Raw genomic sequence first — 19,066 nt, forward strand, 5'->3', positions numbered from 1 at the left:
CAAATCCGCAGTAATAAATGTCATTTATCCACTTAAAATAGCCTGATTGGTTAAAATAATCAAATTAAGTGTACGAAATCCACTTGTTGATTAAAAAGATTAGAACTCAAAGCGTGGTCGTCGCTGCGGTGAACATTTGGCCCTCCGGCCGCTGTTGTATTTAGATTTCCTGATTAAAACCGCTCTTCGCGGTAGAAATCTAAATACAAAGGCGGACGCTTTCGCTCCTCCAGTGCCAAATTTCCCCTCCGCTTCTTTTTGCTTTTTGTTAATTTCTTAAATACCTCTAACCTATGTACATAATTTCCCCTTGCGTTATATAAGGCCATTGCTATATAGTAAATTGCTCCTATTCACTACAGTTGTCACTCTATCAGCCATGTTAGTTGTCGCTCTATCAGTCTCCTATCACTCTCTATCACTCACTAGAGTTGCCCCCTGATCCGCAGCCTTCTCTTTATAAACGTAGATCGGGCTATTTGAATCAGCTATTATAGTTCTGTGAACCTCCATATCCTATGCCGAAGAGGGATGAAGCATGTACAAATTAATACTCGCCGAAGACGAGGAAGATGTAAGAGAAGGCATTATCGCCCAGATTGACTGGGAAGAGTACGGCTTCGAGGTCGTTGAGCAGGCCGAGAACGGGCGGGAAGCGGCGGATGCAATCGACCGGCTGCTGCCGGATGTGGTCGTTACCGATATCCAGATGCCTTTTATGAATGGCCTGCAGCTCGCAGAATGGATACGCAGCCGCCATCCGAATACGAAGATTATTATTCTAACCGGCTATGATGAGTTCGAATACGCCCAGAAGGCGATTAAGCTGCAGATTGATGAATATATCCTGAAGCCCTTCTCGTCCCGGGAGCTGATTGACGTTCTGCTTAAGGTTCGCGCCACAATCGAGACCGAGATCGCCGAGAAGGAGAATGTGTTCGTGCTGAGCGAGCATTACCGCAAGAGCCTGCCGCTTCTGCGCGAGCAGTTCCTCTCCACCCTGGTGTCCCGCCGATTGCGCTGCGCAGAGATCGCTGAGAAAAGCACAGAGTACGGCATCCCCCTCACCGGTGAATGTTTCCAGTCCTCGGTGATCAGCATTGATTATATCCGCCCGGACCGTTCTTTCGCTGTTCAAGCTCAGCGGCCCGTATCTCTGCGGGATACCGGGGATCGTAATCTCCAGCTCTATGCTGTGCTGAACATCGCGGAGGAGATCTGCCAGAAGCATGACTTCGGCAAGGTATTCATCCACCGGGATGATGTTGTGCTGCTCTCGGTCAGCGAGAGCCCGGAGGAGAGCGACATCACCGCCAGAACCTTCGCCATTCTCGAAGAGATCTGCCAGAATGTGCAGCGCTTCCTGAAGCTGACCGTAACCGCCGGGGCCGGAACCGTCTGCCGGGCACCGTCCATGCTGTTCCATTCCTTCGGGGATGCGCTGCAAGCGCTTGATTACCGGCTGATTCTCGGCAACAACCGGGTCATCTGGATTGAGGATGTGGAGTCCCGCTCCAGCCGGATGCTGGACTTTGATGAACTGACTCAGCAGTCGCTGATCCGTACGATCAAGCTGGGGACCGTCCAGGAGCTGCGCGAGGTCGTGGACGAGCTGTTCCGGGGACTGGATACGGAGCAGGTCTCGGCGCAGGATTACCAGATTTATCTGCTGGAGATCATCACCTCCATTCTGCGGGTGGCGAAGGAATCCGGGAGCGGAACGAATGATTTTATCGGACCCGGCCTGACCTCGCTAAGCGATATGAACAAATTCAACAACCTGGAAGAAGCCAGGCAGTGGATTATTACCGTATGTACCCGGCTGATGGATTCCATTGCTTCGGAGCGCCAGTCGAGCTACAAGCAGCTCATAGACCAGGCTAAGGAATATATCCGCAGCCACTATGAAGAATCCGATATGTCCATCGGCAGGGTATGCCAGCATCTGCATATCAGCACGGGCTATTTCAGCAGCATTTTCAAAAAAGAAATGAAGATGACCTTCGTCAGCTATCTCTTGCAGATCCGGCTGGAAGCCGCGAAGGAGCTGCTGCGTTCCACCGAGCTGAAGGCGTTCGAGATCGCCGAGCGGATTGGTTTTGCCGACCCGAATTATTTCAGCTTCTGCTTCCGCAAGAAATACGGACAATCCCCCAAAGAGTATAAGAACAGCGCGCGGGGAGAATAACCATGAACAAGCCGAAGGGTTATTTCTTCCCGCTGCGGCCGGGGCCCGGCAAGAGCGGCAGGCTGCGCCTGTCCTCGAAGCTGCGGAGCATTCAGCTGATTATCACGCTGACGTTCATGGCGGTCACTGCAGCGGTGGCGGTGATCGTAAGTGTGATGCTGTACGGCAAGTTCGCTAACACGGCGGAGGAGAATGCCAATCTCAACATGCAGCAAATTATTGAACAGGTGAACTATAACCTGGAGCTGTATGTGAAAGGGATGGGCAGTATTTTTGCGACGGCCGAGAAGCAGATTACCTCTACGCCCTCCATCGATTCCCCGCTGCTCTATGAACGGATGGATACACTGATGAGCAGCCGCGAGGATCTGGTGTCAGTGGCTGTTTTTACCCCGCAGGGGCAGTATGTGGTTGGGACGCCGGGGCAGACGATGCGCATGAACACGGGGCTGGAGAGCCAGAGCTGGTTCACTACAGCCAAGCGTACCTCGGAGATCTCCTATTCTGCCCCGCATATCCAGAATCTGTTCAAGGGCAGGTATACCTGGGTGGTTTCCATCTCCAAGCTGATTCAGTACAGAGAGAACGGGGAGCTGAGAACCGGTGTGCTGCTGCTGGACTTCAACTTTAGAACGATTGATCAGCTCAGCAAGCAGGTCAAGCTGGGCAAAAGAGGCTACGCCTACATCCTCGATCCACTCGGGAATATCGTCTACCACCCGCAGCAGCAGCTCATTTACGCCGGGCTGAAATACGAGAATGTGGAGCCGGTGCTGGAATATGCCTACCGCAGCTATCTGGACGAATCGACCGGGGAGAAGCGGTTCATTACCGTACGCACACTGGCGCAGACCGGCTGGAAGATTGTCGGGGTAGCCTATTACGATGAGATTGTCACCACCAAGCGGGATCTCAATCAGTTCCTGGCGTGGTTTCTTGGTGTTGTGCTCGTCTGCGTCATTGCAGTGTCGGTCTTCCTGTCCTGGCTGATTGCCAGCCCCATCCGCAAGCTGGAGCGTACCGTGAAGCAGGTGGCGGAGGGCGATCTGAATACGCCGATTAACGTCAGCGGAGCCTACGAGGTAGAGCAGCTGTCGAGGCGCTTCAACATGATGCTCCAGCGTATCCGCCAGCTGATGGAGCAGATCATTTATGAGCAGGAGACGAAGCGTAAGGGTGAGCTTGAGGTGCTGCAATCGCAGATCAACCCGCATTTTCTGTACAATACGCTGAATTCAGTTATCCGGCTGGCCGAACGCGGCAAAACGGATGAAGTCGTCACCATGATCCAGTCACTTTCAAGATTCTTCCGCATCAGTCTCAGCAAAGGCAAGAATATTATCACCATTCAGGAAGAACTGGATCATATCCGCCATTACCTGGTGATTCAGAGCTTCCGCTTCAAGAATAAATTCCGTTATGAGATCACGGCGCAGGAGGAGGTCCTGGAGTGCCAGACGATCAAGCTGATTCTGCAGCCTATCGTGGAGAACGCGCTTTATCACGGGATTGAAATGCTGCCGGACGAGGGGCTGATCTCTATCACCGCCGGGCTTCAGGACGGGGTAATCATCATCAGGGTCAGCGACAACGGCCTCGGGATGTCCAAGGAGACAGTGAACGGCATTCTAAGCGGAAGCGTCAAAAGCACCAGCGGATCAGGGGTCGGCGTCCGGAATGTGCACGAACGGATCGGCCTGTATTACGGGCGGGAGTACGGGCTTGCTTTTGAGAGTGAGCTGGAAGAGGGGACGGTTGTTACGATTGTGTTCCCGGCCCTCCCGGCGGGAGAGGCTACGGATGAGCAGAAGGAGGAGACGAACCTGTGAAAAGCCTGCGTGTATGGCTCACCGTGCTGCTGTGCGGAGTGCTGTGGATCTCTGTATCCTCTTGCTTTAATGCCTCGCCAGCTTATATCAGCACCAGCAAGACGCGGAATATCCACCTGATTGTCAAGATGAACAAAGGGGATTATTGGAACACCCTGAAGCTCGGGGCAGAGGCTGCGGCGAAGGAATTCAATGTCAATCTGACGTTCAAGGCGCCGGATTCGGAGAGTGATATTGAGGAACAGGTCGTCATGGTGGAGGAGTCCATTAAGGAGAAGGCGGATGTGATTATTCTCGCGGCCAGCAGCTATATGGGACTGGCGCAGGTCGTGGACCAGGCGGCGTATTCCAGAATTCCGGTGATCTCAGTCGATGCGGAGGTTGGCTCGGCTAAGGTTCGGACATACGTGGGATCGAACGGCTACGAGGCCGGACAGAAGTCCGCTGAGCGGCTGATTGAGCTGCTGGGGGGCTATGGAGAGATCGGAATCATTAATTTCACCAATTCGTCGCTTACCCCGGACTCCGGCAAGACTGGCAGTATCGACTATGGTGCGCGGGATGCAGATGAGCGGGAAAAGGGTTTTTTGAATTATGCCGCGCGCTTCCCTAACGTTAAGGTCGTACCGATCGCCTACACCTCCTCCAGCACCTCCGACGCCGAGAATCTGACCCGGGAGATGCTGAACAAGTATCCCCAGCTGCGCGGTATTGCCACCCTGAATGAGATTGCTTCACAGGGCGCGGCCAGGGTGATTCAGAGTCTGAAGAGGGATAGTGTGAAAATGATTGCTTTTGACAGCTCACCCTCCATGATGGAATCGCTTCAGGATGGCACTGTGCAGGCGACCGTCATCCAGAATCCGTTCAGCAACGGGTATCTGGCAGTGAAATATGCTGTGGAGGCGCTCGAAGGCATGGATGTTCCCGAACGCGTGGACACCGGCACCAAGCTCATAGATCTTGCGAATATGCTGTGGCCGGAGAATCAGAAGCTGCTGTTCCCGTTTGTAAGATAGCAGAAATTGATAGTAGAATTTTCATGAAAATGAGTAGGATTTTATATTCGCAACCGTTTTCACGTAGGGCATAATAAGGATGTACCCGGGACACACCGGGATCATCCAAATAAAGAAATATCCTCAGGAGGTCAATTAGACATGAAAAAAATCACTTCCGTTTTACTTGCCAGTGCATTGCTGGGTGCGGCTCTCGCAGGCTGCGGCGGCAACAATAACAAGGCGGCTGATGCTGCTAACACAGGAACTGCGGCTAACACGGCGAATTCCGGTTCTGCTGAGACTCCAAAGGTCGGGGTAGCGATCTACAAATTCGACGACACATTCATGACGGGTGTCCGCAACGCCATCGACGCTGCTGCTAAGGGCATTGCCACGGTAGATATCGTAGACAGCCAGAATTCCCAGCCGACACAGAACGATAAGGTGGATCTGTTCATCACCAAGAAATATAACGGCATGCTGATTAACCCGGTAGACCGTACTGCTGCCGGCGTCATCATTGACAAGGCCAAGACAGCGAACATTCCAGTGGTTTTCCTGAACCGCGAGCCGCTGCCGGAAGATATGAAGAAATGGGATAAGGTCTACTATGTAGGCGCCAAGGCTGAAGAGTCCGGCACCATGTCCGGCCAGCTGATTGTGGACTACTGGAAGGCACACCCTGAAGCGGACAAGAACGGCGACGGCGTGCTGCAATATGTCATGCTGAAGGGCGAACCGGGACACCAGGATGCCGAGCTGCGCACCACGTATTCCATCCAGGCAATCGAAGATGCCGGCATCAAGGTAGAGAAGCTGGCTGAAGATACCGCGATGTGGGATCGTGTAAAAGGCCAAGAGAAAATGGCCGCCTTCCTCGGCTCCCACGGCGACAAGATTGAAGCCGTACTGGCCAACAACGATGACATGGCACTCGGCGCCATCGAAGCTCTGAAGGCTCAAGGCTACTTCAGCGGCGACAAATACATGCCGGTTGTAGGCGTGGATGCAACAGCACCTGCGGTTCAGGCTTTGCAGGACGGAACGATGCTCGGCACCGTACTGAACGATGCCAACAACCAAGGTAAAGCAGCGATCACCCTGGCCGCTCTGCTGGCCAAAGGCGAAACGCCGACCAAAGAGAACGTAGGCTTCGACATCACAGACAACCAGTTTGTATGGATCTCCTACAAAAAGATCACCAAAGACAACGTAGCGGACGCGCAATAATCCATTACCGGGTGCAAGGCTACAAATACAGATACGTAACATAGATACCAGTCCCGGAGGGCGCTGCATCGCGCTCTCCGGAATTCCTTACGGGTAGGGAGCAGGATGGAACCGCTGTGCCTCTCATGGAAAAAGACAAAAAGCGTAGGGGGCGTAACAACATGGCAAATACGGAATTTTTGCTGGAAATGAACGGCATTACCAAAGAATTTCCCGGCGTGAAGGCGCTGGATGGAGTCAGCATTAAGGTTCGTCCGGGCTCGGTTCATGCACTTATGGGCGAGAACGGGGCAGGTAAGTCCACACTGATGAAATGTCTCTTTGGAATCTATTCACCGGATGCCGGTGAGATCTTTCTGGATGGCCAGAAGGCCTCCATTTCAAGTTCGAGCGAAGCACTGAAGCACGGCATCTCGATGATCCATCAGGAGCTGCACCCTGTACCTTTCCGCAGCGTGATGGAGAACATCTGGCTGGGACGTTTTCCAACCAAGGGTATCGGGCCGCTTCAGTTCATTGACCACAAAAAAATGTTTACCGACACAGAAAACCTGTTCAAAGATCTGGATATCGACCTGAATCCCGAAACGCTGGTGGGCAAGCTATCTGTATCCAAGATCCAATCCATCGAAATCGCGAAGGCGGTCTCTTTTCACTCCCGTGTTATTGTCATGGATGAGCCAACCTCGTCCTTAACGAGTGTGGAAGTGGAGCATCTGTTCCGGATCATCCGGGACCTGCAAAAAAGAGGCGTAGCTATTATCTATATCTCTCACAAAATGGAAGAAATCCTGGAAATCTCCGATGAAGTGACGATTATGCGTGATGGTAAAAAGATCGGCACCTGGCCTTCGGCCGAGCTGACCACGGACCTGATTATCTCCAAGATGGTCGGACGCGATCTGACGAACCGTTTCCCGGAGCGCACCAATGTTCCAGGCAAGGTGTTCATGAAGGTGGAAGGCCTGACCTCACCCGAGCCCAGATCCTTCAAGGATGTCTCCTTCGAGTTAAGACGCGGGGAGATTCTGGGTGTCGGCGGTCTGGTCGGCGCACAGCGAACCGAGGTTATTGAGGCGCTGTTCGGACTGCGCGCGGTGAAATCCGGCTCCATCTCGCTTGACGGCAAGAATGTGAAGATCAACTCTCCGCAGGATGCCAAAAAACACGGACTGGCCCTGTTGACTGAGGAGCGCCGCGTGACGGGGATTTTCCCTGTGCTGTCTGTGCATGAGAATGGAGCTATCGCCAACCTGGACCGCTACAAGACGCCTTATCTGCTGCTGAACGGCCGCAAGAAGAAGGTTGAAGTGGATAAAATGATTGAAAAGCTGCGCACCAAAACGCCAACGACCAAAACGCAGATTATGAATCTCTCCGGCGGGAATCAGCAGAAGGTGCTGCTGGCCAGATGGCTGCTTACTGAGCCTGAGGTGCTGTTGCTCGATGAGCCGACACGCGGGATTGACGTCGGTGCGAAGTTCGAGATCTATACGATCATTGCCGACCTGGCGAAGCAGGGGAAGAGCATCATTATGATCTCCTCGGAGATGCCCGAGCTGCTGGGGATGTCCGACCGTGTTATGGTGATGTCCGAAGGACGGCTGACAGGAATATTAGAAGGTGCGCAGGCTACGGAAACCGAAGTGATGCGTCTCGCCGCACAGCATTAATCAGGAGCTACACTCACAGGACGGCGAAGACCATAAGGCAGCTGCAAGGCTGAAGAAGCTTAGCAATGAATGCTTAAACTTCGCGTAACAATTAAGGAGGAACACAATTATGACTATTAAAAGAGCGCAGTCCTTCGTGACTCAAAACGCAATCTACATCGTGCTGGTCCTGCTGATTATGGGGATTATCATATACGAGCCAAGCTTCATGTCCATTAACACCTTGCGGGATGTACTGATCCAGTCCTCCACACGCGTTATTATTGCGCTCGGGGTAGCCTTTATCCTGATCACCGCCGGGACCGACTTGTCGGCAGGCCGGGTGGTCGGCTTCACAGCGGTGATCTCAGCTTCCATGCTGCAGATACCCGATTACTCCCGCCGCTTCTTCCCTGATCTGCCGCAGGTGCAGGTCTGGCTGCCGATTCTGATCGCCATTGTGGCCGGTCTGCTCTGCGGTCTCGTCAACGGAATTATCGTCTCCAAGCTGAACGTTCCGCCGTTTATTGCCACCCTGGGCACGATGCTGATTGTATATGGCCTGAACTCCCTGTACTTCGATATGGACCCTAACCAATCCCAGCCCATCGGCGGTCTGCGCCAGGACTTCACCAACATCGGCTCCGGTTTCATCGGCAGCGGCCAATATTCCATTCCTTACATCGTACTCATAGCCCTCGGAATCGCGGCGATCGTCTGGGTGCTGTTCAACAAAACCAAGCTGGGCAAAAACATGTACGCCATCGGCGGCAACATGCAGGCAGCCAAGGTATCCGGGATCAATGTCTCCAAGAACCTGATCTACATCTACGCCATCGCTGGTGCCCTGTACGGTCTGGCCGGTGTGCTTGAAGCGGCAAGAACCGGCGGTGCCACCAATAACTACGGGAACATGTACGAGCTTGATGCCATCGCAGCCTGCGTCGTCGGCGGCGTATCCACCACAGGCGGAATCGGTACCGTTCCAGGCGTCCTGGTCGGCGTGATTATCTTCACCCTGATCAACTACGGCCTGACCTTCATCGGAATTAGCCCGTACTACCAGCTGATTATCAAAGGCTTGATCATTATCGCTGCGGTGTCGTTTGATATGCGGAAATATTCATCGAAGAAATAAGGTTCGGTGATTAGCCGTACCTGCGGGGATTTTGGACTTCCGGCCGCTGTTGTCTCCAAATTTATTGAATGAACCGTTATATGGTTAAAATTCGGAGACAAAGGCGGACGCTATCGCTCCTACAGTTCCAAAATCCCCTCCGGTACTCCTATCACCTCACCAAGGGTGGGGTAGGCAGCCAAAGAGCGTTTGCGGTATCCCGCAAACGTTTTTTGGCTGCCCCGGATTTGTCGCAGCGTTGCTCCAAATGATGTGAGTACCTGCACCTGCTATGAATTTGGGGACTTTTGGGCTCTATTGCTCTTCCAGTTCTCGAATTCCCTCCGCTACTCGGACAGGTGATCATGGTTTGTTGCAATAAATGCAACTCCGACGAGCTGGAACAGGGTAACTCAGGGTGAATGTTGCACGAATTACAACATTTTCTCTTCTAATTGGCTTGTGGGCGGTAAAATGCTGCATTTAATACAACAATGTTAGTTTAAAGTCAGTGCCGGTAGCCGAATGTTGCATTTTAGGCAGGATTTCGCAGCTACCCGTTACCAATTAATAGTTTTTATTCTGTTCCCGAGGTGGTAGAAGGGAAGCAGCAGGCAGCAGGAGTCAAGCAGCTTGCAATTAGGTAACTGACAGCGTAGGTAAGTAGTTCAGCAGGCGGTAGGCAGCAATTAGCAGTTAGTGGCAGAGAGCAGGTGGTAAGCAGTTACCATCAGATAATAGGCAACAGACAGATTTAGCACGGTTATTTGCGGACGTATTTATCCAGTCCGCTGAATAGAGTTTTATGTTTTTCTTTTATAGATTTTAAATAAACTTTTGCCCGCCCAGCAGAAGGGTTATTCTCATTCTTCAAGGGCAGGCGAAGCAGCCCTTGTATCTCCGGTACACACCCTCCGAAAGGGTGTGTTTGTGTTGCCCTTAAGGTTACCAACAGAAAGGCAGCAGTAACGGAGGGGATTTTGGAACTGGAGGAGCGGGAGCGTCCGCCTGAAAGCTTTCCGCAGGAAAGCTCGCTTCGAAAGCATAGGCTTGGTTTGGATTTCTACCGCGAGCAGCGGTCCGAATCAGGAAATCCAAACTGGGCAGCGGCCGGAAGTCCAAAACTCACCGCAGTTACGACATCGCCTTTATAATTTTTAATCCCTAAACGCCTCCAGTCCTCAACTTCAGCCGCCGTTCCTAAGCACAGACACACCCTTTCCCCCTCACATTCATATCCTATAGGCAAAAGCCTTTGTAAAGGAGAACGACAGCATGCTGAGGATTAAGCTGAACGAGCTGGGAAAAGGGAATGACAACGGTCTGATTCACACAGAGGTATGGCGGTGGGACGGCATCGGCTGGAATGAGTGTATTCCGCAGCAGGAGGAGGATTTCATCCGGGCGGAAGAAGACCTGTTCGTGACGATCCCGGCAGAGGCGGGCTTATACCGCGTAGACTATTCCAAAAAGCCGCTGGAGGCGCTCATTGTGTTCCCGGAGGACGGCATAGGCCTGCGGGCGGAGCTGCTGCATCCGGCTCCTTTTAAACTCAAGGACGGGACGCTGTGGGGATATATCAACAACGACGGCCGGATTGTGATAGAGCCGAGATATGATTATGCGGAGGAGTTTCAGGAGAATGGCCTGGCGGTGGTGCAGCGGGGGGATGTTAGCGGGCTGATTGACAGCTCCGGGCGGGAGCGGGTCAAACCGGTCTATTCTTTCATTGGTCCTTTTTCCGAGGGGCGGGCCGTGGTATCGGATGCGAAGGGCTACACTTTTATTGATGAAAAAGGCAAAGAAGTGACGTCCGCGCGCTATGACTATCTGAATTCGCTGCACGAAGGCCGTGCGCTGTTCTCCAAGCAGAATACTACCGGGGGGAACTCGCTGTATGGTTACCTGGATGCCCAGGGCAAAGAGGTGCTGCCAGCCGTCTATTTGGATGCCGGGGATTTCTCGAACGGGACTGCACTGGTCAAAATAGCCGAAGGGGAATATGCGCTGATTGATGTTCATGGCGCGGTGCTGCATACGTACAAACATCCTTTTGTCGGGTATCCGGGGGATGGGCTGCTGGCCTTTCAGGCAACGGAGGATGGAAAATACGGTTATCTCCACACGGACGGCACGATTGCTATCCAGCCACAGTATACGGCAGCACTTCCGTTCTCAGAGGGCCGTGCGGTGATTAACACAGCTGCGGATTATGGCAACGCCTACGGTCTGATCGACAAGCAGGGTAAAATGATTATTCCCGCCGTCTATTATGAGGTGCAGCAGCTGGGAGAGAACCGTGTGGCGCTGGGAACCCCGCTGTATGCGGATCAGCCCTATAGAGGCTCCAGCTACGTCATAGCTGATGCGCTGACCGGACGAATTCTCAGCACCCACCCGCTGCTGGGCGTGAACAATTATCAGCAGGGACTCGCGTCGGTGTATGATGCCAAGGATACGTATTTTATTGACACCAGCGGGAAAAAGGCTGCCCAGCCTCCGGTCATCGCAGGCTCTGGATCACTGTCCTTCAGCGGCAGCCTGATCCGCGCGGATATTGATCTGCGCACCTCCTATTATGACCGTAAAGGCAAGCAGGTCTGGCGGCAAAACGGAGTCATTCCGCTCAGACCGCCATACTCTGTGCTGGAGAAGAAATACAAGCCGAACCGGGACTATCTGGTCTATTATCCGGTCGTGGAAGGGATTGCGGTTGCCGAGGTCTCGAAGGCGGTAAATGACAAGCTGCGCATTCTGTCGCTCCCATACGGGGCGGGGACGGGAGGAGGCACACAGGATTTCAGCTATACGGGGGATTTCGCCGTCTCCTTCTTCCGTAAGAATCTGCTGGTGCTTGAGCTTAGCGGTTATCATTTTCCGTTCGGCGCTGCGCACGGCATGCCTACCCGGATCTATGAGCATATCAACCTGCGCACCGGTAAATTCTACACGCTCAGTGATCTGTTCAAGCCCGGCAGCAAATATGTGCAGAAGCTCAGTGACATCGTCGGCAAGCAGATTAAGAATGATCCGCAGTATTCCTATGTTTTCCCTGACACGTATAAAGGCATTACAGCGGATCAGCCCTTTTATGTGGATGCGCAGGCGCTTTACCTGTATTTTGCCCCTTATGAGATTGCTCCTTATTCAGCAGGATTTCCAACCTTCCGCATTCCCTATGCAGAGATTATGGGCCTGATTTCGACCGAAGGGGAGTTCTGGCAGTCTTTTCATTAAAGTAAATATTATATCGATTGTACTTTGAAGTTTTCTTATAGGGGTGGGCGTGACTCCAGAGAATGTTTGGCCATTTTCTATGTTCAATCTCTATAGAAGCGCCGATATATAGTATAGACACAGCCGTCCTGAAAAGGACGGCAATGCTGTTTCTTGTGCCGCTGCTGGAGGGGACAAGCCTCTCAATCTACAAAAATTACAGAATTTAGAAGCGCACAGCTGATAGTTTTATGTTACAATGACGTAGGAACAAATTACAACTTTGTAACATTTGTAGATGGGCACCCCTGGCAGCACGATAGACCACAACGAAGATTAAGGAGATGGCAGAATGAAAAGCAAGACTTTGAGAAGAATGATAGGTGGAAGCGTAGCCGCTGTTATGGCGCTTGGCATTTCTCTTCCATTACAAGCAAACGCAGCAGCAGCCGGAGCCCCAGCGGCAACCGGATCAGATATGAATTTCGCACAGCTCATGGAATATTTCACACAGAACAATTCGAAGACTTTCGTACTTGGTGGCAATACGTACACTGTCACTAAAACCTTTGTATACACAACGCCAGCTGCAGCTGCCCCGGCAGCACAGCCTGTAGCATCAGCTAAGCCGGTTGCTACAGCAGCACCAGTGGCTACGGCTGCACCGGTAGCCACTGCTAAGCCAGCACCGGCACCCGTTGCCACTGCAAAACCTGTGGCAACCCCGGCTCCATCTGCAGTGCCTGCGGTTGGTAACAACGCCTCCAGCTACACACAGCAAGTAGTTGCACTGGTGAATAAAGAGCGCGCTGCAGCTGGACTAGCCCCTGTCTCTGCACTGGACAGCCTGAACAAAGTGGCTGCGGCGAAGGCTACGGATATGCGCTCGAACAACTATTTCTCACACACTTCTCCGACCTACGGATCACCTTTCGATATGATGTCGGCCTTCGGCATTACGTATAAGGCGGCTGGCGAGAATATCGCTATGGGCCAGAAGACTCCTCAGGAAGTCATGACCGCATGGATGAACAGCCCGGGTCATAAGGCTAACATCCTGAGCGCCAATTTCAACTACATCGGCGTTGGCTTCGATAATAACTACTGGGTCCAGGAATTCATCGGTAAGTAACTTAATGTAATTCAAAGTAAGTAACATTAACTCCGCCCTCCGGCATTGCCGGGGGGCGTTTTTATGTTTTTAGCACAAAGGACGAATCTTATGCTGCGAATGAAGTTCAGCCAAAGTAGCTAAAAGTAATATTGCTCCTGCAGGATCAGCGTAGCGCCATCGTGCCGCACGCAGTACGCGTTCTTGCACGATCAGCGCAGCGCTATCTTGCCGCAGTACGCGGTCTTTGCACGATCAGCGCAGCGCTATCGTGCCGCCTTTGCTGCTTTCACCGTTTAGGTGTGAAGCGGCGGAGGGGATTTTGGAACTGTAGGAGCGGTAGCGTCCGCCTTTGTCTTTGGATTTCTACCGCGAGTAGCGGTTTGAATCAGGAAATCCAAAGACAACAGCGGCCGTAAGTCCAAAATCACCGCAGCCGCGCCCCTCACCTAAACAAACCCTTTCCGTTTGCAAATTCTCCAAAGAAGAATTATGTTTATCTACATAGTTAATAATGCTGTGAATGATGGGCTAAGCAGAAGAGTACGGCAGATGGAGGGATAGCTTTGAAGGATTCCAAATGGACCTGGAGGACAGTGAGCCTGGTGTCCATCCTGGCAACTTTACTTTTGATTACAGGATTTGTGTATGCAGTAGGCGATATTATGAACCCGAAGGGGGAGCAATTCCTCTCCTCCCTTCAGCAGGAGACGGCGGCACCGACAGCCGCGGCAAGTGATGAATACAAGATCCTGGCGCTTGGCGATTCTCTGGCCAAAGGGACCGGCGACAACTCCGGGCAGGGGTTTGTTAAGCGGACCGTCGATGCCTTGTCGGCCAATGGAGGAAAGGCAGAGCTGCTGGGCAATATGGGCATTAACGGCCTGACTACAGCTGCCTTGCAGAGCAAGCTTCAGGAGGAAGGGGTGCAGTACGCGCTGCGTCAGGCGAATGTGATCCTGATCTCCATCGGCGGGAACGATCTGTTCCGGGGCTCGGATATTATGGGCACAGGCGGGAGCAGCGGACAAGCAGCCGCTTCAGCGAAGCCTTCGGAGCAGGCGGCACCTCAGAGCACAGAAGTCCCTGCGAATAACAAAGTAGAAGGCGTGGCGCCGGTTCCAACCGCATCTGCCGGCGATCTGACTCCGGAATCGCTCCTCTCTGCTCTGCCAGGGGCTGCTAAACGGCTGGGAAGCATACTGGATACCGTTGCAGAAGTGAATCCGCAGGCCCAGGTCTATTACATCGGACTTTATAATCCCTTCGGAGATATTGAGGGGCTGCTAATTCCCGGTAATCAGGCGGTGACGGCTTGGAATAATGCGGCGATGGATATCATCAACAGACATCAGAACATGACACTGGTCCCGACCTTTGACCTGTTTGACCGCCATTTGGCGAAATACCTGTCAAGCGATCATTTTCACCCGAACGGGGACGGTTATCAGCGGATGAGCGAGCGGATTGTACAAGCCGTTCGTTGATCAGAGGATTTTTGGAACAGAAATGACTGTGGCAAGGAGCTGTATATGATGGCGAGAACTATTCATGAGACACCAGGGGAAGAAGTCGTCCTGTCCGCCCGGGGAGTTCGCAAAAAAATCGGCCGCAAGTGGATTATAGATGATGTTACGTTTGATGTGAAAAAAGGCGAGATCTTCGGCTTTCTCGGTCCGAATGGAGCCGGCAAAACCACAACCATCCGCATGCTGGTGGACCTGATCCGCCCGAGCGAAGGGACGATTACCGTCTGCGGCTTCAATGTGAACCGGAATCCGGAAAAAGCGCTGCAATACGTCGGTTCCATCGTCGAGAATCCCGAGGTCTACACGTATCTGACCGGTTGGGAGAACCTGCAGCACTTTGCCCGTATGCAGCCCGGAGTAGACGCGCAGCGGATTGCCGAGGTTGTTGAGATCGTGCGGCTCGATCAGCGCATTCAAGATAAAGTCAGCACGTATTCACTCGGGATGCGCCAGCGGCTCGGTATTGCCCAAGCCCTTCTCGGCCGGCCCCGGCTGCTGATTCTCGATGAGCCGACCAACGGCCTGGATCCGAAGGGGATCAAGGAACTGCGTGAATTCATCCGCAAGCTGGCAGACGAAGGGCTGGCGGTTTTTGTGTCCAGTCATCTGCTGAGCGAAATCCAGCTGCTGTGCGACCGCGTAGCCATAATCAGCAAAGGCCGCGTACTCGCTGTAGGCGCTGTAGACGAACTGGTTGCCCGTAACTCACCGTATGTCCTGTGGGAGCTGGAGCCGCTTCAGCGGGCAAGAGACATCATGGCCGGGCGGCCGGATATCGCGCTGCTTCATCTGGACGAGGTTACCCTGGATGACTCGGTCATCGCAGGCATGGGCATTAATTCCCTGGTTACGGCAATGGATGAGGAGCTGATCCCGGAGATTGTCGCCGTGCTGGTTGCACAAGAGGTGGAAGTCCGGGCTGTGCATAAAATCAACCCTACACTGGAACAGCTATTCTTGAAGCTAACGGAGGGTGAAGCCATTGATTAACCTGCTGCCGCTCATCCGAAATGAGTGCCTGAAGATTATTAAAAAGAAACGTTTCTATATCATCCTGCTGATCCTGCTCGTGCTGGTTCCAATATTTACCTATGCGCAAATGCGCATAGCCGAGCGTAGCCGTGACAAATTTAACTCTGACTGGAGACTGGAGATCCAGCAGCAGATTACCGACAATCAGAACTCGCTCGGCAGCGACCGGATTCCGGAGGAATGGAAGTCGTACCGGCGGATTTTTCTCCAGCAATTGCAGTATTATCTGGATCATGATGTGAATCCGAAGGAGCCGAGCGGAGTAACGTTCACCCGGGAGTTTGTCAATAATTCTGTCTCCCTCTTCATTCCGCTGCTGATCATGGCGGTTGCCTCCGACCTGGTCTCCGGGGAGCGGACGACAGGCACGATTAAAATGCTGCTGACCCGCCCTGTAAGGCGCTGGAAGGTGTTGTTCAGCAAAATGGCAGCGCTGCTGATGTTCGTCTCGCTGATCGTCCTGTCTGTATTTGTAATCAGTTATCTGGTCTCGGGGCTGGCTTTTGGCTATAAGGGGTTCAACGTTCCGGTGTTCACAGGCTTTCAGCTAAACGGTGACACTGTAGATATGTCTAAGGTTCATGCCGTGGAGCAGTGGAAGTATCTGCTGATGCAGGGCGGGCTGATCTGGTATGTCAGCATCGTGGTGGCCCTGCTGGCCTTCATGGTGTCGGTGCTGGTCCGCAGCACGGCTGCGAGCATTGTAGTGATGATGGCGGCGCTGATTGCCGGAACGATCCTGACCAATATGGCTTCAGCCTGGACGGCGGCCAAATATTTATTTATGGTCAACATGGAGCTGACGACTTATTTAGCGGGCACTCCCGCGCCGATTGAGGGCATGACGCTGGGCTTTTCGATGGCGGTTCTGGGCGTTTGGGGGCTTGCGGCCGTAATCATTTCATTCGCCGTCTTTACGAAACGGGATATTTTGAATTAGAATGTACAAAGTGAACGAAAACGTTTGTTTGCATTTTTAGAGAGACAGGAAGACAAGTGAAGGAGGAGCATGAATGCTCGAACAGATCGATATGTTTGCAAAAGTCTCTAAGAACGGCGAAGCAGGCCGGACTGGATACGATGCTGACGACATTCAGGTGCTCGAAGGTCTGGTTGCGGTCCGCAAACGGCCCGGCATGTATATTGGCAGTACGAGTTCCTCGGGTCTGCACCATTTAGTATGGGAAATAGTAGATAATGCCGTAGATGAGCATTTGGCGAAGTTTTGCTCGAAGATTGATATCACCCTCCGTAAAGACGGATCGGTGACCGTAATTGACAACGGACGCGGAATACCAACTGGAATGCACAAGACTGGAGTCCCAACGCCGCAGGTGGTATTCACTATTCTGCACGCAGGCGGCAAATTCGGCGGCTCCGGCTACAAGAAATCGGGCGGCCTGCACGGTGTCGGTGCTTCGGTAACCAATGCGTTGTCCGAGTGGCTGGAAGTTGAGATCTACCGGGAAGGTAAAATCCACCGCCAGCGCTTTGAATACTGGATCGACAAGAACGGTAAAGAGCATGTCGGTGAGCCTGTAACCGGTCTTGAGATACTGGGAAATACGAATAAAACCGGTTCGAAGATTACCTTCAAGCCGGATATTCGCGTCTTCTCCGCAGGCATTTCGCTTAATTATGATACGCTGGCAGAGCGGGTCCAGGAGATTGCTTTCCTGAATTCCGGCCTGCGGATCGTCCTGACCGATGAGCGCAGCGGACGCCAGGATGAATTCTTCTACGAAGGCGGCGCCAGCCAGTTCGTGCAATTCCTGAACGAAGGCAAGGACGTCCTGCACGATGTGATCCATTTCAGCTCCGAGAAGGACGAGATCGAGGTGGAAATCGCGCTGCAGTATAATGCGGGGTATACGGAGACGATCGCTTCTTTTGTCAACTCCATTCCTACCCGCAGCGGGGGAACACACGAGACAGGCTTCAAGACAGCCTATACCCGTGTGCTGAATGATTATGCCCGCCGGACGCAGCTGCTTAAGGAGAAGGACAAGAATCTGGAAGGAAACGATCTGCGTGAGGGCATGATGGCGGTCATCAGCATCAAGATGTCGGATGTGGAATTTGTCGGACAGACGAAGGATCAGCTCGGAAGCGCATCTGCCCGCAGCGCGGTGGACTTCATTGTCTCCGAGCGGATGGCGCGGTTCCTGGAAGAGAACCCTCAGGTCGCACAGAGCCTGCTGAAGAAGTCGATTCAGGCCTCCAAGGCCCGTGAAGCGGCCCGCAAAGCCCGGGATGAGATCCGCAGCGGCAAGAAGCGCAGTGAGAGCTCGAATCTGGGCGGCAAGCTGTCGCCTGCACAGTCCAAGGATGTTACACGTACCGAGATCTTCATCGTAGAGGGCGATTCGGCCGGTGGCTCCGCGAAGCAGGGGCGGGATTCCAAGATTCAGGCCATCCTGCCGCTGAAGGGCAAGCCGATGAACCCCGAGAAGGCCAAGCTGCTGGATATCCTGAAGAATGACGAATACAAGGCGATCATTTCGGCAATCGGTGCGGGAATCGGGCCTGATTTTGCCGTGGAGGACAGCAATTATTCCAAAATCATCATTATGACCGATGCCGATACGGACGGTGCGCATATCCAGGTGCTGCTGCTGACCTTCTTCTACCGCTACATGAAGCCTCTGATCGATGCCGGCAAGGTCTATATCGCCCAGCCGCCGCTGTATAAGCTGACACGCAAATCGGGCAAGCTGGAGACGGTCCGTTATGCCTGGAGCGATGAGGAGTTGCAGAATTATCTGAAGGAATTCGGGAAGAATTTCGAGCTGCAGCGGTACAAGGGACTGGGTGAGATGAATCCGGACCAGCTGTGGGAGACTACGATGAATCCCGATTCGCGTACGCTGCTTCAGGTGCAGATTGAGGATGCCGCCAAGGCGGAACGCCGCGTTTCCACCCTGATGGGCGATAAAGTCGATCCGCGTAAGCGCTGGATTGTCGAGAACGTCGACTTCACGGAAATCGTGGAGTAGGAGTAGAGCAAGTGAAATGGGAAGTGACGATACCTTCCGCGTTTTTAATTTTTTGATGATCTGTATAAGCGAAGCGGTTGGGTTACTCACGGTATGCTGAAGTAAGAATTGTTAATCGAATAGAAGGGGAAGTAACGGAGGGGATTTTGGAACTGGAGGAGCGTC

General features: G+C 53.0%; 12 protein-coding genes. All 12 read left to right on the forward strand.

The features are described 5' to 3' along the window. Positions 1 to 538 precede the first annotated feature (538 nt). The 12 genes from MKX63_RS16640 (at position 539) to parE (ending at position 18,901) form a co-directional block, all read left to right on the forward strand. Positions 539 to 2,188, forward strand: a complete 1,650-nt coding sequence (locus tag MKX63_RS16640; protein ID WP_341018424.1) for a response regulator — start codon at positions 539 to 541, stop codon at positions 2,186 to 2,188. Between the two features lie 2 nt (positions 2,189 to 2,190). After that, positions 2,191 to 4,017 carry a sensor histidine kinase gene (locus MKX63_RS16645; RefSeq protein ID WP_341018426.1) on the forward strand — a complete coding sequence of 609 codons (1,827 nt, stop codon included), beginning with the start codon at positions 2,191 to 2,193 and terminating at the stop codon, positions 4,015 to 4,017. Next, positions 4,014 to 5,036: a substrate-binding domain-containing protein gene (locus MKX63_RS16650; protein WP_341018427.1), complete on the forward strand. Its 1,023-nt coding sequence runs from the start codon at positions 4,014 to 4,016 to the stop codon at positions 5,034 to 5,036. Before MKX63_RS16645 ends, MKX63_RS16650 begins: the two co-directional genes overlap by 4 nt. A gap of 141 nt (positions 5,037 to 5,177) precedes the next feature. Further along, positions 5,178 to 6,248, forward strand: coding sequence for a galactose ABC transporter substrate-binding protein (locus MKX63_RS16655; RefSeq protein ID WP_036732933.1), 1,071 nt, complete (start codon positions 5,178 to 5,180; stop codon positions 6,246 to 6,248). 161 nt (positions 6,249 to 6,409) lie between these two features. Then, on the forward strand, positions 6,410 to 7,921 hold the full coding sequence (locus tag MKX63_RS16660; RefSeq protein ID WP_341018428.1) for a sugar ABC transporter ATP-binding protein: 1,512 nt from the start codon (positions 6,410 to 6,412) through the stop codon (positions 7,919 to 7,921). Positions 7,922 to 8,030: 109 nt separating this feature from the next. Then, on the forward strand, positions 8,031 to 9,038 hold the full coding sequence (mglC, locus tag MKX63_RS16665; RefSeq protein WP_341018429.1) for a galactose/methyl galactoside ABC transporter permease MglC: 1,008 nt from the start codon (positions 8,031 to 8,033) through the stop codon (positions 9,036 to 9,038). A 1,254-nt stretch (positions 9,039 to 10,292) separates the two neighbouring features. Next, on the forward strand, positions 10,293 to 12,254 hold the full coding sequence (locus MKX63_RS16670; protein ID WP_341018430.1) for a WG repeat-containing protein: 1,962 nt from the start codon (positions 10,293 to 10,295) through the stop codon (positions 12,252 to 12,254). Between the two features lie 331 nt (positions 12,255 to 12,585). Next, a complete protein-coding gene (locus tag MKX63_RS16675; protein WP_341018431.1) occupies positions 12,586 to 13,365 on the forward strand; it encodes a CAP domain-containing protein in 780 nt (259 codons plus the stop codon). A gap of 545 nt (positions 13,366 to 13,910) precedes the next feature. Continuing rightward, a complete protein-coding gene (locus MKX63_RS16680) occupies positions 13,911 to 14,831 on the forward strand; it encodes a GDSL-type esterase/lipase family protein (protein ID WP_341018432.1) in 921 nt (306 codons plus the stop codon). 48 nt (positions 14,832 to 14,879) lie between these two features. After that, positions 14,880 to 15,863: an ABC transporter ATP-binding protein gene (locus MKX63_RS16685; protein WP_341018434.1), complete on the forward strand. Its 984-nt coding sequence runs from the start codon at positions 14,880 to 14,882 to the stop codon at positions 15,861 to 15,863. Beyond that, complete coding sequence (locus tag MKX63_RS16690) at positions 15,856 to 16,845, forward strand: ABC transporter permease (RefSeq protein WP_341018684.1); 990 nt, start codon at positions 15,856 to 15,858, stop codon at positions 16,843 to 16,845. Before MKX63_RS16685 ends, MKX63_RS16690 begins: the two co-directional genes overlap by 8 nt. Before the next feature lie 73 nt (positions 16,846 to 16,918). Next, the gene (gene parE / locus MKX63_RS16695) at positions 16,919 to 18,901 is read left to right on the forward strand and encodes a DNA topoisomerase IV subunit B (RefSeq protein WP_341018436.1); all 1,983 of its coding nucleotides are present in this window, start codon (positions 16,919 to 16,921) and stop codon (positions 18,899 to 18,901) included. Positions 18,902 to 19,066: the final 165 nt, after the last annotated feature.

It is taken from the genome of Paenibacillus sp. FSL R7-0179 (assembly GCF_038002265.1).
Lineage (GTDB): Bacteria > Bacillota > Bacilli > Paenibacillales > Paenibacillaceae > Paenibacillus_AQ.